A 15,315-nucleotide genomic window follows, 5' to 3' on the forward strand; every position below is an offset into this window, starting at 1 on the left:
TATACGTAAATATATAACGAATACCAACAAACGCCTGTGGCCGAAATTTGCTCTGGATCAATTCATGTGCGAGGTTGCAGCCAGCGCAGCGCGCCCTCGCCCGCTACCCGGCCACTGGCCATGCTGGCGGTGAGCAGGTAGCCGCCGGTGGGGGCCTCCCAGTCCAGCATCTCGCCCGCGCAGAACACGCCTGGCAGAGCCGTGGCCATGAGGCGCGCATCCAGCGCCTCGAAAGCCACACCGCCAGCGGTGCTGATGGCCTCGTCCAGCGGGCGCGCAGCCACCACGGTGATGGGCAGGGCCTTGATGGCGTGGGCCAGGGCCACGGGGTCGTTCATGCCGTCCTTGCCCAGGTGTTCGTACAGGATGCCGGCCTTGATGCCGTCCAGGCCCAGGCGGCTCTTGATGTGGCTGGACAGCGAACGCGAGCCGCGCGGGTGGCGCACCTCCACCAGCACGCGTTCGGGGCTGTGGTCGGGCAAAAGATCAAGGTGGAACGTGGCATGGCCGTGGGCTTCGACCTCATCGCGCAGCAGGTGCGATGCGGCGTAGACCAGGCTGCCCTCCACCCCCGTGGCCGTGACCACGAACTCACCCCGGCGGCTGAAGCCATCGCCTTGGCTGTTGGTGAAACTGAGCGCCACGGTCTTGAACGGCTGGCCTGCAAAACGCTCCACAAAATGGGGCGTCCAGCCCACGGCGGGCGCGGGTGTGCGGCCCAGCAGCTCTTGCAAAAACGCGCGGCGCGTCTCACCCACGGGCGCATCGGCGCGCAACACGTCAAACCCGCAGTTGGACGGACGCAGTGGCGCCACGGCCACGCCGCGCTGCGCCAGCAGCGGCGCCCAGGCACCGTCCGACCCCAGGCGCGCCCAGCTGCCGCCGCCCAGCGCCAGCACCACGGCCTTGGCCGCCACCGGAACCTCGCCCGCTGGCGTAGCAAACCGCAGGGCGCCATCGTCGGCCCAGCCCAGCCAGCGGTGGCGCATATGGAACAACACACCCTGCCCGCGCAAGCGCTGCAGCCACGCGCGCAGAAGGGGCGCGGCCTTCATGTCGGCGGGGAACACGCGGCCCGAGGTGCCCACAAAGGTCTCCACCCCCAGACCCTGCGCCCAGGCGCTCAGCTCAGGCCCGCCAAAAGCCTGGATCAGCGGCTCGACCTGTTTTTCGCGCCCGGCGTAACGGCCTACAAAGGGCTCGTGCGGCTCGGAATGCGTGAGGTTGAGCCCTCCCTTGCCTGCCAGCAAAAACTTGCGTCCCACCGAAGGCATCGCATCAAACACATGCACGGCCACACCCGCCTCTCCCAGCACCTCGGCCGCCATGAGGCCCGCCGGGCCGCCGCCGACGACGGCCACGTCGCAGAGCAGGGCTGCAGTGGGAGCAGCGGGTGAAGAGGAAGACATGGAGGAAACGGTATGGAACACAGGAGGGCCTTGCAAAATGGGGGGGCGCGAAATGCCGATTCGCTCAACCCGTTCGCCCTGAGCCTGTCAAAAGACTTTTTCCAGGGAGCGCCCTGGCTTCGACAAGCTCAGCCCGAACGGTTTTTTGATTCATTGAAGGCATTCGGCGCTGCTGGGGCATTGAACCGAAGCGCCGCTCAAAACAGAGAGCCTTGCGAAGAGTCTTTAGCCCCCGTTGCAGCAGCGGGGGCGAGAGTATGCCCCACGGCGGGAGTCCGGGCAGCCAACGGGCCTACCGCACCCGCAGCGGATGCGCCGTCCAGCAGCACCATGCGCCCATCACCCGTGAGAAAGGCCGCGTGCACCGCCTCGCCCGGCATCAGCGCCTGCACGGCCTCGCGGTAGCGCTGCAACTGCACCATCAGCGCCTGCTGGCGCTGGGGCTGGGCGGCGCTTTTGTAGTCCAGCACCCACCAACCGGCTGCGGCGTCGCCTGCCTGTGCGGCGCGGCGCAACACCAGCCGGTCGATGCGCAGGCTCTGGCCCTGGTAGTGCAGCGGGGCTTCGTTGATGGCGGTCTGCACCCAGGCCGGGTCCCACGCCCAGGCGCCCTCGCCCGCCAGGATGCGTTGGGCCATGCGCGCGGCCAACTCGGCGGCGGCGGGGGCGATGTCGTGGTCATGGCCCAAGCGGGTGATGCGCGCGGCGGGCCAGCCGTGGGCGCGCACATCGGCCAGCGGCGCGCCCGCCACGCCGGCTTGCTCCAGCAGTTGGTGCATGGCGTCGCCCTGGCGCGACAGCGGGGTAGAGTCGCCATCGCCCGGCATGGCCACCGGGGTCTCGCTACCCACCGGGGCGGCGGCCTGCACGCGGGCGCTTTGCAGGGCCTCGGGCAGTGGGGGCAACACGGCGATGGTGAAGGTATCGGTGGCGGCGCCCGCGCCATCCACCGACGTCGGCGCGGCAATGGCGGCTGCGTCCACCTCGGTCACCAACGGGGCCAGCCGGTTCCACCAACTGCCAGGGGCCGAAGTGCCGGGCTGCACGGACGACAGCGCCAGGCAATGCTTGGCGCGCGTCATGGCCACATAAAGCATGTTCAGCTCTTCACGGCTGCGGGCCTGCTGCTCGGCGGCGAGGGCATCCACCGCGCTGGGTGGCGGGTTCGATTCGCTGGCCAAAAAGACGAAGGCCGAGGGCACGGCCTGCTCGCCGGGCCAATCCACCAGCACGCCCATGGTTTCGGCTTTTTGTGAACGGGTGTCGGTGTCGAGCAACAGCACGCAGTCGGCCTCCAGCCCCTTGGCGCCGTGCACGGTGAGCAGGCGAATGGCCTGCGCATCGGCCCGGCCAGGCGCACGCACGCCGCCTTTTTTCATGGCCCGCACAAAGGCATAGGGCGTGAGGTAACGGCCGCCATCGTGCTGCAGCGATGCCGCCAGCAAAGCGCGCAGATTGGCCAACACGGCCTGGCGCTGGGTGGCGGGCGCGGCGGCGGCAAAGCGGGCCAGCACATCGCCATGCTCGTAGATGGCCTGCAACGCATCGTGCGGCGGCAGGCTGCCCACCCAGGCCTGGTATTGAGTCAAAACGGGGCCTAGCGCTTGGTATTCAAGCGCAAGAAGCTCACTTTTTAATAGCAAATCAAACCAACTACGGCCCGCATGCTCGGGCTGGCGGCGCAGCACGGCCAGGGCCACCAGGGCGTCGTCATCCAGGCCGAACAGGGGCGACTTGAGCGCGCGGGCCAGCGACAGATCGTGTGTGGGCGAGACAAGCGCATCCAGCAGCGCCACCATGTCCTGCACCTCGGGCGCGTCGAACAGGTCGGCTTTTTCGGGCTGTACGCAGGGCAGGTGCAGGGCGCGCAGCGCGTCTTGCATGGCGGCCAGGCGGTCGCGCTTGCGGGCCAGCACCAGCACCTCTTTGGGCGGCGTGCCGCTGGCAATCTGCGCGGCCACCCAGGCGGCGGCCTGGGTGCATTCGCGCATGCGCAGGGTTTCCTCGGCCTCGTGGCGAGGCTCGGTCAGGCTGTCGCGCCAAGCCAGCGGGTCGCGGCCTGTGCCTTGGCTGTTGTCGTCCGCATCGGTGATGGCGGGCAGGCGCAGCAGCTGGCCGGGGTGCTTGGATTCTGTGGTGTGGTCGCGAAAGCCGCTGGTCTCGTGCTGCGCCTGGGCCTCGCCCATCACGGCGTTGACTGCGCCAATCACGCCCTGCGCGTTGCGGCGCGTGTGATCGCAGCTGAGCAGGTCGCCGCCCAGGCCATCGCGCACAAAGGCCTGCGCGGCAATGAACACCTGCGGCTCAGCACGGCGAAAGCGGTAAATGCTCTGCTTGGGGTCGCCCACAATGAACACGCTGGGCGCCTTTTGCCCGCTGTTACCGCCGCCCGCGCCCGCGTAGCCCGACAGCCAGGCATGCAGCGCCTGCCACTGCAGCGGGTTGGTGTCCTGGAACTCATCGACCAGCAGGTGGCGAATGCGCGCATCCAGCCGCTCCTGCACCCAGCCGGAGAGCACCGGGTCGGCCAGCATGACCAGGGCGGTGCGCTCCACATCGTTCATGTCCACCCAGCCATGCTGCTGCTTGACGCCCACAAACTGCGCCATCAGGCAGCGCGCCAGCCGGGCCATGCGCTGTTGGTGTTGCCAGGCCTCGTGCTGGCGGCGGGCGGTGAGCAGGCGCAACAGCTCGGGCTCGGCCTCTTGTGCGGCGGGGAACTTCTCCAGGTTTTTCGACAGGCGGTCTTCCTTGGCCACAAACAGCGCTTTGCGCAGCATGTCGAGCCGCTGGTTCAGGTCGGTGCAGGTCAAGGCGTCGATGATGGCGTCGGCCGCCTTTTGCGGGGTCTTGTTGGTCTCAGCGCCCAGGGCGCTGGCGCGGCTGCGCCAGCGCTGCTGGCAGGCATCGCTTTGCAAGGCCTCAGCAGGCTCGCCAAAAGCAGCCAACTCAGGGTAGGCCTGCTGGAACGGCGGCACCGAGGCATCGACCACACCCGCTTCGTCGGCCAGGTCAAACTCCACGCGCTTGGCCAGCGCCGCTGCCAGGGCCTTGTGGGTTTGCGAACGGCCGTGGCGGGCCACCACGGCTTCGTAGTCAGAGCGCAGGCTGGCGCTGTCGGCCACGGTCTGCAAAAACGGCGGCCAAACCTCGCGCACGGCCTCGGCGTCGTCTTCGAGCAGCTCGAAGTGCGCGGGCAGGCCTTGCTGTTGCAACAGCGCCAGTGGCGCCGTGCCCAGCAGCGCGGCAAACCAGCTGTGAAAGGTGCGGATCTGTACCGGGCGGCCCGCGGTGAGCAGCTGGCGGTATAAATTTTGTAGCGCCTCGCGCTTATCCGACGCGCCCTGGGGGCTGATTCCCCTTGCAATCAGCTCGGCAGTGAGTTCCTCCAGCGGCTTGTGGCTGAATTCTTCCAGCCACTCCTGCAAACGCTGGCGCATTTCACCGGCGGCTTTTTTGGTGAAGGTGATGGCCAGGATCTCGTGCGGCGCGCAGCCGTCGAGCAGCGCACGCAGCATGCGCGAAACCAGCATCCAGGTCTTGCCCGCACCCGCGCAGGCTTCGACGGCCACGCTGCGCGCAGGGTCGCAGGCGATGGCGTAGAAGGCCTCGCGCGAGACGGGGCGGCCGTTGTGTTCGTAGGCGGCCTGTTTCATCGCCGGGCCGCCCCAAGATGAAATGCGACCCCCTTGGGGGGCAGCGACCACACGAAGTGAGGGAGCGTGGGGGCTCTATTCATTCCCAAAAGTCCTTTCGACACAGCCCGCGCACGGCGCAGTAGTCACACACCGAGCCCTCGCCCAGCGCAGGCAGCGGCGCGCCATCGGCAATACGTGCCATGTCGTGCTGGATGCCTTCGACCAGCACATCGCGCAGGAGCACCACCTCGTCCTGTTCGTGCATCTGCGTCTCTCCGCGCTCGCCCACGTTCACATAGGCTGCGCGCAAGGTGTCGTGGCTCAGCAAAGCGGCGTAGAAGGCTAGTTGTGGGTCCTCGGTCCCGGCCTTGATGCGCTGGCGGGTGACGCTGTCGCTTTCGGTCTTGTAGTCGATCACCAACACCGTGGGCTCACCGGTGCTGGAGACGCCATCAATGCGGTCGATGGTGCCGATCAGCTCCAGGCCGCCCAGCGGCTGACGTGCCTTAACTTCAGCTTGGCGGAATGTGGCGCCCTGCTGCTCGTGCACACCCAGCCAGTGCTGGTAGCCGTCGCGCAGTTGCTCCCAACCTGCGGCAAAAGGCAGAAAGTCGCCGTCTTGCAGGTGCTGTTCGCGGGTGACGACCTCGGCAGCTGCATCCATGCGGGCACGGCGCTGCGGCAGGTCGTCGGTCGGATCGGCCAGCAAGGTTTCGTGAAACCGCTGCAGCACGGCATGCAGCCAGGTGCCGAAGTCGCGCTTGTCGACTTCAGCGCCCAGCTCGTCGGCCTCGCGCAGACCCAGTTGGCGCTGGGCGAAAAAGCGGTAAGGGCAATGGCGCAGGTCGGAATACGCGGTGGACGACAGATGCGCCACCGGCAGTGCCTGACCCACGGGCAGGGGGCGCAGCGTGGGCGTGGCGGCCACTGTGCGCGCGGCACGGTCGTCAGCGCCGAGCGTGGCGGCGCCGTCCAGTTGCAGGGCCAGCACCAGGGCACTGGCCAGCAGCGGCTCGCCGCCCTCGTCGCCCGTGCGCCACAAAACATCCACCACGGGGGTGCGCAGGGCGTGGGCCCAGGCAGCGCGCTGGGCGGCTTCGAGCGACTGGCGCGTGGGCAGGCCCCAGGCTTCGCGCTGGGTTTGCGACCAGTCGCCCGTGGGCTCAGGGGCGGCCTGCAGGCGCTTTTCGTCGCAGCCCGGCAGCACGGCGGCGGCAAACGGGCGGGCCAGCAACTGCGGCATAGGCAACACCACCACGGGCGCATCGGCGGCTTGCGCGGCCACGTAGCGCCCTGCTTCGAGCACGTCTTTGACCCAGCGGGTGAATTCGGCCAGCGTCATGCGGCGGCCTGCGTTGTCGTCACCCCAGCCCTCCAGCTCAGCCTGCTGGCCGTCTTGCAGGCGCAGGGCGGCCAACACGCGCATACCGGCGGGGTCGGCCGAGAGACCTTGCCATTGGCCGGCCTGCTCCAGCACAGCGCGCAGGGCAGGCAGCCATTGCGCCAGCGGGCGCGCAGCGCGCAGGGTGTCGCGCCAGGCCTCGACAGTGGCCACAGTGCGGGCCAGGTGGGGTTCTGCGCTCAGGTCGCGCGTAGCGGCGGCGCCCCAATGCTGCACCGCGCCTTTGCGCAGCCACTGCTCCAGCCGGCTCACATCTTCGGAAGCCAGTGAGGGCGTGTGCTTGATCCAGTCCAGCACGGCATCGGCTGAAGCATTCCACTCCCCGGCCTGCAGCGCGGCCATCGTCCGCGCGGCGGCACGCGTGGTGGACAGAATCCAGCCACCTTCATCGCGCACCAGCACGCCGCTGCCGTCCAGGTGGGCGAGCACGCGGCGGATCAACGCCCGGTCGGTGGCAGCCAGCGCCACAGGTACCCGGCCTTGGCGGATGTGGGCCAACACGCAGGCGGCGGCGCGGTGGGCTTCGTCTTCGGCATCGGTGGCGGCTTGCAGGGCGATCCGTGGCGGCTCGAAAACCCCACTGGCCAGGGCGGGCAGCGCAACGCAGGCGCCCTGCTCGCCCCAATGGGCCAGCAGGGCCTGGGGCAACGCGTCAGACTGAAAGCCCTCCAGCACCACCAGCGCATCCACCGCAGCACGCACACCGGGCTCGAACAGCACATCGGTGGCGTGGCGCGAGGCCAGCACCCATTCCAGCGCCAGGCGCGCCACCAGGGCCTCGTAGTGCCGGCTGCTGCCCTCGTCTGCGGTGGCCAGCAGTTTGCGGGCCTCGTCGCCCCAGGCCGCGCGCTGCGCGGGTGGCACGGCCGCGACGGCGGGGGCCAGCTGGGCGGCGGCTTCTTGCAGGGGCGTGGCCAGCATGTCGCGGTGCGCGCCCTGCCCCACGCGGTCGAGCAGGGCGCGGGCCGTGAGGATGTCACGCGCCACATCGCCCGCAAAATCATCCGCCGAGGGCTCGAAACCCTGCAATTGGTGCGCCCAGCTGCGGGTGGTCTCGAAACGCGGAGCAAAACCCTGCGGAAACTGCTGCGCCCAGTGGCGCTGCGCCCAGGGCATGAGCTGGGCATAGGGCACCAGCACCACGGTACGGGCCAGGTGCCCCCCCTGGGCCTGAACATGCCCGGCCACCTGGGCCAGCGCCCGCTGCCACAGCGCGGCGCACGGGGCGGCATAGTCGGCGCCCTGATCGCTTTTCGCTATGACTGTCATAGCGTCGCAAGCCCCGGCCATACCGGCGTACGTGGTATTGGTTTCTGTCACAATGCCCTGACTTTAAACGTACACCGGTCCCAACCCGCTCAAAAACAAGGAATCCGCCATGGCCAGCGAACTCATCAAACATGTCTCTGACGCCAGCTTTGAAGCCGACGTGCTGAAAACCAGCACCCCTGTGTTGGTGGACTACTGGGCCGAATGGTGCGGCCCCTGCAAGATGATTGCCCCCATCCTGGACGAAGTCGCTGGCACTTACCAGGGCAAGCTGCAGATCGCCAAGATGAATGTGGACGAAAACCGCGAAATCCCCGCCAAGTTCGGCATTCGCGGCATCCCCACGCTGATGCTGTTCAAGGACGGCCAACTGGCTGCCACCAAGGTCGGCGCCATGAGCAAGGCGCAACTGACCGCCTTCATCGACCAGCAACTGGCCTGACCTCCGGCGCCCCGCCCGCATGCTGCTTGCGGGGCGTTTTTTGGGGTGCATGTGGCGCAAGGCCGGTCATCTTGACCGCCTTCATTACGGCCCCATGAAGCCCCTGGATTTTTTCCTGTCATAATTCCCCACAGATCACCGGCCTGCACGCATTGGCAGCCGGGCCAAGATCCCCCGGCGAGCCGGACCTGCAAACAGCAGCCCGTCCGGCCCAAGCCCAACTTCTCATTTTCCCCAAGATTCTTATCAGCTCCGCCTCAGGAGTCATTCCATGCACTTAAACGAACTCAAGGCACTGCACGTGTCTGAAGTCCTGAAGCAGGCCGAAGAACTCGAAATCGAAAACACGGGCCGGATGCGCAAACAGGAGCTGATGTTTGCCATCATCAAAAAGCGCGCCAAGGCGGGCGAACAGGTGTTTGCGGATGGCGTGCTGGAAATCCTGCCCGACGGCTTCGGTTTTCTGCGCAGCCCCGACACCAGCTTCACGGCAAGCACGGACGACATCTACATCTCGCCCAGCCAAGTGCGCCGCTTCAACCTGCACACCGGCGACATGATCGAAGGCGAAGTGCGCACCCCGAAGGACGGCGAGCGCTACTTTGCCCTGACCAAGCTTGACGCCGTCAACGGCGGCCCGCCAGAGCAGAACAAGCACAAGGTGATGTTCGAAAATCTGACGCCCCTGTTCCCCAAGGAGCAGATGCGCCTGGAACGCGAGATCAAGGGCGAAGAGAACATCACCGGCCGCATCATCGACATCATCGCGCCCATCGGCCGCGGCCAGCGCGCACTGATCGTGGCCCCGCCCAAGAGCGGCAAGACGGTGATGATGCAGCACATCGCCCACGCCATCACGGCCAACAACCCCGACGTGCACCTGATGGTGCTGCTGGTGGACGAGCGCCCTGAAGAAGTGACCGAAATGCAGCGCACGGTGAAGGGCGAAATCATTGCCTCCACCTTCGACGAGCCCGCCGCCCGCCACGTGCATGTGGCCGAAATGGTGATCGAGCGCGCCAAGCGCCTGGTCGAGCTCAAGAAGGACGTGGTGATCCTGCTCGATTCCATCACCCGCCTGGCCCGCGCCTACAACAACGTGGTGCCGTCGAGCGGCAAGGTGCTGTCGGGCGGTGTGGACGCCGCCGCGCTGCAGCGCCCCAAGCGCTTCTTCGGCGCTGCGCGCAAGGTCGAGGAAGGTGGCTCGCTCACCATCATCGCCACCGCCCTGGTCGATACCGGCAGCCGCATGGACGAAGTGATCTTTGAAGAATTCAAGGGCACGGGCAACTGCGAAATCCACCTGAACCGCCGCCTGTACGAAAAGCGCGTGTTCCCCGCCATCGAACTCAACAAGAGCGGCACGCGCCGCGAAGAGTTGCTGCTGGCACCCGAGATCTTGCAAAAGACCCGCATCCTGCGCCAGTTCATGTACAACATGGACGAGATCGAGTCGATGGAGCTCATGATCAAGAACATGAAGGCCACAAAAACGAATGTGGACTTCTTCGACATGATGAGGCGCGGAGGCTGATTTTCAGCCTGTGCCATAATAGAGGGCTTTTTCTTGCGGAAAGTACATCGGAATGGCCGGTGCGGCTCCCGCAGTTGACTCAAAGGAAGATCATGAAAGAAGGCATTCACCCCAACTACCGCGAAGTTCTGTTCTCGGACCTGTCCAACGGTTTCAAGTTCGTGACCCGCTCGTGCGTGAACACGAAGGAAATGGAAACCTTCGAAGGCAAGGAATACCCGCTGTTCAAGCTGGACACCTCCTCCGAATCGCACCCCTTCTACACCGGCACGCAAAAGTCGGTGGACAACATGGGTGGCCGCGTCGAGCGCTTCCGCAACCGTTTCGGCAAGACCGCAGCGAAGTAATTCGCCCCTGCGTTCCCGCCAAAAAGGCAGCCCGGGCAACCGTGCTGCCTTTTTCTTTGTTTTTGCCCTTATTCTCGGTGGCTCCTTCGCCCTGCTGCCCACTGACGCGTGACCCCACCCACCCCCGCCATCGTTACCCAGAATGCCGTGAAGCCCCTCCCCCGCTGGGCGCGGTTGCTGCTGTGCATTGCCTACGTGGTACCAGGCTTCGTCGGGCGTGACCCTTGGAAGAGCGCCGACGTCACGGCCTTTGGCTACATGCTGGAGCTGGCCCAGGGCCGCACCCCGTGGCTCGCCCCCCTGCTGGGCGGCATGCCACCGGAGACCGAGGGCCTGCTGCCCTACTGGATCGGGGCGTGGGCCATGCAGATCGCACCGCCCTGGCTGCCAGCCGAAGTGGCGGCGCGCATTCCTTTTGCGGGCCTGCTGGCCCTCACGCTCATTGCCACCTGGTATGGGGTGTACTACCTGGCACGCAGCCCCGGCGCCCAACCCGTGGCGTTTGCGTTTGGCGGCGAGGCCCCGCCCCTGGACTACGCCCGCGCCATCGCCGACGGCGCGTTGCTGGCGTTGATCGCCTGCCTGGGCCTCGCACAACTTTCGCACGAGATCACCAGCTATCTGGTGCAGCTCAGTTGCACCGCACTGCTCTTCTTCGCGGTGGCCGCCATGCCGCACCGCACCGTGGCACCCGCCCTGGCGCTGGTTGCCGGCATGCTCGGACTGACACTGGCAGGAGCCCCGGCGCTGACCGCCTTGCTGGGCGCGGGCAGCATGGTGCTGGTGGTGCTGGCCCCTGGTGGCCGTGCCGACCGCCGATGGCACTGGGCGCTGGCGCTGATGGCCGTGACGCTGGCAGCCGCCTGGCTGGCCTGGGCGCTGGACCTGTGGCGCTGGCGCATTGTGGGCGCCGGTGCGGGTGGCAAGGAATGGCAAAGCCTGGTGCGCCTGCTGATATGGTTTGGCTGGCCCGCCTGGCCGCTGGCGTTGTGGACGCTGTGGCGCTGGCGCAAGCAGATCATCAGCCGCCAGGGCCACCGGCACCTGCTGGTGCCGCTGTGGTTCGTGGCCGTGTCCATCGCCGCCACCATCACCACGCAGCCCGCCGACCGGGCCTTGCTGCTGAGCCTGCCTGCCATGGCCTCGCTGGCGGCCTTTGCGCTGCCCACCCTGCGCCGCAGCGTGGGCGCACTGATCGACTGGTTCACCCTGCTGTTCTTCACCGTGTCCGCACTGGCGATCTGGGTGATCTGGATTGCCATGCAAACCGGCGTGCCCGCCAAACCTGCGGCCAATGTGGCCAAGCTCGCGCCGGGGTTTGAGCCCCAGTTTTCAGCCCTGGCGCTGGTGGCGGCCCTGGCCGCCACCGTGGGCTGGTGCAGCCTGGTCTGGTGGCGCGCATCGCGCGACCGTGCGCCCATCTGGAAAAGCCTGGTGCTGCCCGCCGGGGGCGCCGTGCTGGGCTGGGTGCTGCTGATGACGCTGTGGCTACCGCTGCTGGACTATGCGCGCAGCTATGGCCCCCAGGTGCGCAGCGTTGTGGAGGCCCTTGGCCCCACGCCGGGATGCATCCAGACCGTGGGGCTCAACCGCGCCCAGGTGGCCGCCTTGCAATACCACGGCCAGCTCTCGCTGCAGCGCGCCGGCTTGCAGGATGAGTGCGAGTGGCTGCTGGCGGACATTGCTTCGTGGCCTGCCTCCGAGCGCATGGTCAATGCCGCGCGGTGGGAGCCCAAGGCCACCCTGCCCCGCCCGACGGACAAGAACGACCACCTCCTGCTGTTCCGCCGCACAGGCCCGGCACGCTGATGTCGGAGCAATCCACCATCACCCGGCATGCACTCACCGTGCTGGCCGGGCAACTGGCCGTCATGGCGTTCGGCGTGACGGACACCATCGTCGCGGGCCGCTACAGCGAATCCTCGCTCGCCGCGCTGTCCGTGGGCTCGGCCATTTTCATCAGCGTCTATGTGGCGCTGATCGGTGTGCTGCAGGCGCTGCTGCCCGTGTGGGCCGAGCAGCGCGGCGCGCGTGAGACCGAAGCCGTTGGCCGGTCACTGCGCCAAGCCCTGTATCTGTGTGGCGCGGCCTCGCTGATCGGCATGGCAGTCTTGTTGTCCCCCGGCCCCATCCTGCGCTGGACCGAGGTGCCGCCCGCCCTGCGCACCGAGGTGGAAAACTACCTGGCGGTGCTGGCGTTGGCGCTGCCCCCGGCCCTGCTGTTTCGCATCTACAGCACCCTGAACCAGGCCCTGGGACGGCCCCAGTTGGTGACTTGGCTGCAGGTGGGCTCGCTGTTCATCAAGCTGCCGCTGTCGGTGTGGTTCACGTTTGGTGGTGCGGGCCTGCCCGCGCAGGGCGTGGTGGGCTGCGCCTGGGCCACACTGGTGGTCAACTGCAGCATGCTTGCACTGGCCATCTGGCTGCTGCGCACGCAAGACCTTTACGAACCCCTGGGCCTGTGGCGCCGCATGGAGCCGCCGCACTGGCCCACCATCGCGGGTTTTGCGCGGCTGGGTATTCCGGCGGGGCTGGCCGTGATGGTCGAGGTGACATCGTTCACGCTGATGGCGCTGTTCATTGCGCGCCAGGGCACCACCGCCTCTGCAGCCCACCAGATCGCCTCCAACCTGGCCGCCGTGCTCTACATGGTGCCGCTGTCGCTGGCCATCGCCACCAGCGCGCGGGTCAGCTACTGGCTGGGCGCAGGCAACCCCGTGCAGGCCCGCCAGGTGGTATTTATAGGTTTTAGGCTCTCAGCGCTTATGGGATTTGCGCTAGCAGCTATATTATTAATAGCAAAAGATCACATTGGCAGTATTTACACGGCCAACGCCAGCGTGGTGGCAATGACAGGGGGCGTGCTGGTGTGGGTGGCTGCGTACCACGCGGCCGATGCGCTGCATACCCTGTGCGTGTTCGTGCTGCGCTGCTACCGCATCACACTGGCCCCGCTGGCCGTGTACTGCGCTTTGTTGTGGGGCGCGGGCCTGGGCGGCGGCTATTGGCTGGCCTACACCGGCCACGGCCCCTGGGCGGGGGTGCCATCGCCCACACCGCTCTGGGCTGCCAGCGCCGCTGCGCTGGTGGTGACGGCTGCGCTGTTTGTCGCCATGCTCTGGCGAGCCATCAGCCCGGCAGGGCAAAACCGCGCAGCCGGTTCGCCGGGAAGGTAACCGAAAACACCGAGCCCTTGCCCAGGGTACTGGCGATGTCCAGCGTGGCGCCGTGGCGCTGCAGCACATGTTTGACGATGGCCAGCCCCAGGCCTGTGCCGCCGGTCTCGCGCGAGCGGCTGCGGTCCACCCGGTAAAAGCGCTCGGTCAGACGCGGAATATGTTCAGGGGCAATGCCGGGGCCCGTGTCCTGCACCGAAAAAACGGCGCGACCATCACCCTTGCGTTCCCACAACACGGTGATGAAGCCACCTGCGGGCGTGTAGCGCACAGCGTTGTTGACCAGGTTGGACAAGGCGCTTTGCAGCTCGGCGGGCACACCCGCGATGTCGCCCTCGTTGTGCAAGACCTCGGCTACCGGGAACCGGATCTCGTGCATGCGCTGCTGGTTCTGCGTGAGCAGGGATGACAGAGCGCGGCCCTCCTCCTCGCAACGCTGCATCAGCGACTGCACCGGCGTCCACTCGGTCATGCCGGGCAGTGGACTGCCCTCCAGGCGCGATAGCGTGAGCAGGTCTTTCACCACGCTTTGCATGCGCTGGGCCTGCTGCGCCATCATGCCCAGGTAGCGGGATCGCTCATCGGCACTCAGGGGCAGGGTCTGCAGTGTTTCGACAAAACCCGTCAGCACCGTGAGGGGCGTGCGGATCTCGTGCGACACGTTGGCCACAAAGTCGCGCCGCATGGCATCGGCCTGCTCCAGCGCCGTGACATCGCGCGACAGCAGCAAAGTGCGCCCGTCGCCATAGGGGTGCAGATGCACCGAAATGCGCACTGGCCGCGAGGGCGTGCTCAGGCGCCCCTCCAGCACCACGTCATCAGAAAAATCCTTGGCGGCGAAGTAGGCTGTGAACTCGGGGTTGCGCAGCAGGTTGCCAATCGACTGCATCACATCGCGCTGGGCATCAAAACCGAACTGGCTGGCCGCCATCTGGTTGCACCACTCGATGCGCCCCTGGGCATCAAGCAGCACCACGCCGTTGGGCGATGCCTGCAGGGCGGCCAGAATCTCCTGCAATCGGCCTTCGCTTTGATGGACCAAGGCCTCCTGCTTGCGCAGCAGGCGCCGCGCGCGGTCTGCGGCCTCGCCCCAGATACCGCGCATGGACGGAACCGCCGCCAGGTCGCCCGTGCGCAGCCAGCGCAGCACACGCGCGCCGCGCGACAAGTCCCAGATAAACCATATCCAGGCAGCCACGGCCGCACCCAGTGCCGCGCCCCAGGGGCCGCTGTACCACCAGCCCACAGCTCCACCCGCCAACTGCCACAGCAGGAAATACGAAATACGCCACAGCATGCGGATAACAAAGCCTTCTCAGAAAACCAGGGACGCAGCACACGCGCCCATTGACCGCATCAAAACCACCCCATCAGGCCTGTAATTGCACCTGCGGCTGGGCCGTCAGCCGATAACCCGCGCCGCGCACGGTTTCCACCATCACGGACGCAGCACCCAAGGCTTCGCGCAAGCGCTTGACATGCACATCCACCGTCCGCTCTTCGATGAAAACATGGTCGCCCCACACCTTGTCGAGCAACTGGGAGCGGCTGTGCACGCGCTCGGCATGCTTCATCAAAAAATGCAGCAGCTTGAACTCGGTAGGGCCGACCTTGAGGGGCTGCGCCTGGAACGACACGCGGTAGGTCGCGGCATCCAGCACCAGCTCGCCAATGGTCACGCTGTCGCTCACCTGCTCGGGCGCGCGGCGGCGCAGCACGGCCCGGATGCGGGCCAGCAGCTCCTGCGTGGAAAACGGTTTGGTGATGTAGTCGTCGGCGCCAGCATCCAGCCCCGCGATCTTGTCGGGCTCGTCGCCACGCGCAGTGAGCATGAGGATGGGGATGGGCTTGGTGCGGCTGTCCGCACGCCATTTGCGGGCCAGCGACAGGCCGCTTTGCCCAGGCAGCATCCAGTCAAGCAGGATGACATCGGGCAGCACAGCATCGAGCTCGCGCTGGGCAGAGTCGCCGTCTTCCGCCCAGAAGGGCTGGAATCCGTTGTGGCGCAAGTTCACTGCAATCAGCTCGGCGATGGCAGGTTCGTCCTCCACGATGAGGACACGGGGGAGCTTTCTCATAAATGTGCCAACGCCCTCTG

At 66.9% G+C, this 15,315-nt stretch carries 10 protein-coding genes; 5 read left to right on the forward strand and 5 right to left on the reverse strand.

The window, feature by feature from the left end; translation table 11 throughout:
* Positions 1 to 62: 62 nt before the first annotated feature.
* The 3 genes from Q0105_RS09985 to Q0105_RS09995 all read right to left on the reverse strand — a co-directional run bounded on the left by Q0105_RS09985 (position 63) and on the right by Q0105_RS09995 (position 7,718).
* Positions 63 to 1,409 (reverse strand): TIGR03862 family flavoprotein, encoded by a 1,347-nt coding sequence (locus tag Q0105_RS09985; RefSeq protein ID WP_298211294.1) that lies wholly within the window; start codon positions 1,407 to 1,409, stop codon positions 63 to 65.
* Between the two features lie 197 nt (positions 1,410 to 1,606).
* Positions 1,607 to 5,065, reverse strand: coding sequence for a UvrD-helicase domain-containing protein (locus Q0105_RS09990; RefSeq protein WP_298211296.1), 3,459 nt, complete (start codon positions 5,063 to 5,065; stop codon positions 1,607 to 1,609).
* A gap of 79 nt (positions 5,066 to 5,144) precedes the next feature.
* Positions 5,145 to 7,718 (reverse strand): PD-(D/E)XK nuclease family protein, encoded by a 2,574-nt coding sequence (locus Q0105_RS09995; protein ID WP_298211298.1) that lies wholly within the window; start codon positions 7,716 to 7,718, stop codon positions 5,145 to 5,147.
* Positions 7,719 to 7,827: 109 nt separating this feature from the next.
* On the opposite strand from Q0105_RS09995, the gene trxA reads away from it, so the two are divergent.
* The 5 genes from trxA to Q0105_RS10020 all read left to right on the forward strand — a co-directional run bounded on the left by trxA (position 7,828) and on the right by Q0105_RS10020 (position 13,217).
* Entirely contained in the window at positions 7,828 to 8,160 is a 333-nt protein-coding gene (gene trxA, locus Q0105_RS10000; RefSeq protein WP_295941403.1) for a thioredoxin TrxA, read from the forward strand.
* Between the two features lie 271 nt (positions 8,161 to 8,431).
* Positions 8,432 to 9,694, forward strand: coding sequence for a transcription termination factor Rho (gene rho / locus Q0105_RS10005; protein WP_063459546.1), 1,263 nt, complete (start codon positions 8,432 to 8,434; stop codon positions 9,692 to 9,694).
* A 92-nt stretch (positions 9,695 to 9,786) separates the two neighbouring features.
* Positions 9,787 to 10,041, forward strand: a complete 255-nt coding sequence (locus Q0105_RS10010) for a type B 50S ribosomal protein L31 (protein ID WP_008906759.1) — start codon at positions 9,787 to 9,789, stop codon at positions 10,039 to 10,041.
* Between the two features lie 108 nt (positions 10,042 to 10,149).
* Positions 10,150 to 11,850 (forward strand): hypothetical protein, encoded by a 1,701-nt coding sequence (locus Q0105_RS10015; protein ID WP_298211304.1) that lies wholly within the window; start codon positions 10,150 to 10,152, stop codon positions 11,848 to 11,850.
* Positions 11,850 to 13,217: an MATE family efflux transporter gene (locus Q0105_RS10020; RefSeq protein ID WP_298211306.1), complete on the forward strand. Its 1,368-nt coding sequence runs from the start codon at positions 11,850 to 11,852 to the stop codon at positions 13,215 to 13,217. Before Q0105_RS10015 ends, Q0105_RS10020 begins: the two co-directional genes overlap by 1 nt.
* Here the strand turns inward: Q0105_RS10020 and phoR are convergent.
* The gene (gene phoR, locus Q0105_RS10025) at positions 13,171 to 14,514 is read right to left on the reverse strand and encodes a phosphate regulon sensor histidine kinase PhoR (protein ID WP_298211308.1); all 1,344 of its coding nucleotides are present in this window, start codon (positions 14,512 to 14,514) and stop codon (positions 13,171 to 13,173) included. The genes Q0105_RS10020 and phoR overlap by 47 nt on opposite strands.
* Before the next feature lie 73 nt (positions 14,515 to 14,587).
* Positions 14,588 to 15,295 carry a phosphate regulon transcriptional regulator PhoB gene (gene phoB / locus Q0105_RS10030; protein ID WP_298211310.1) on the reverse strand — a complete coding sequence of 236 codons (708 nt, stop codon included), beginning with the start codon at positions 15,293 to 15,295 and terminating at the stop codon, positions 14,588 to 14,590.
* Positions 15,296 to 15,315: the final 20 nt, after the last annotated feature.

This window comes from Acidovorax sp. (genome assembly GCF_027492855.1).
Classification (GTDB): domain Bacteria; phylum Pseudomonadota; class Gammaproteobacteria; order Burkholderiales; family Burkholderiaceae_C; genus Acidovorax.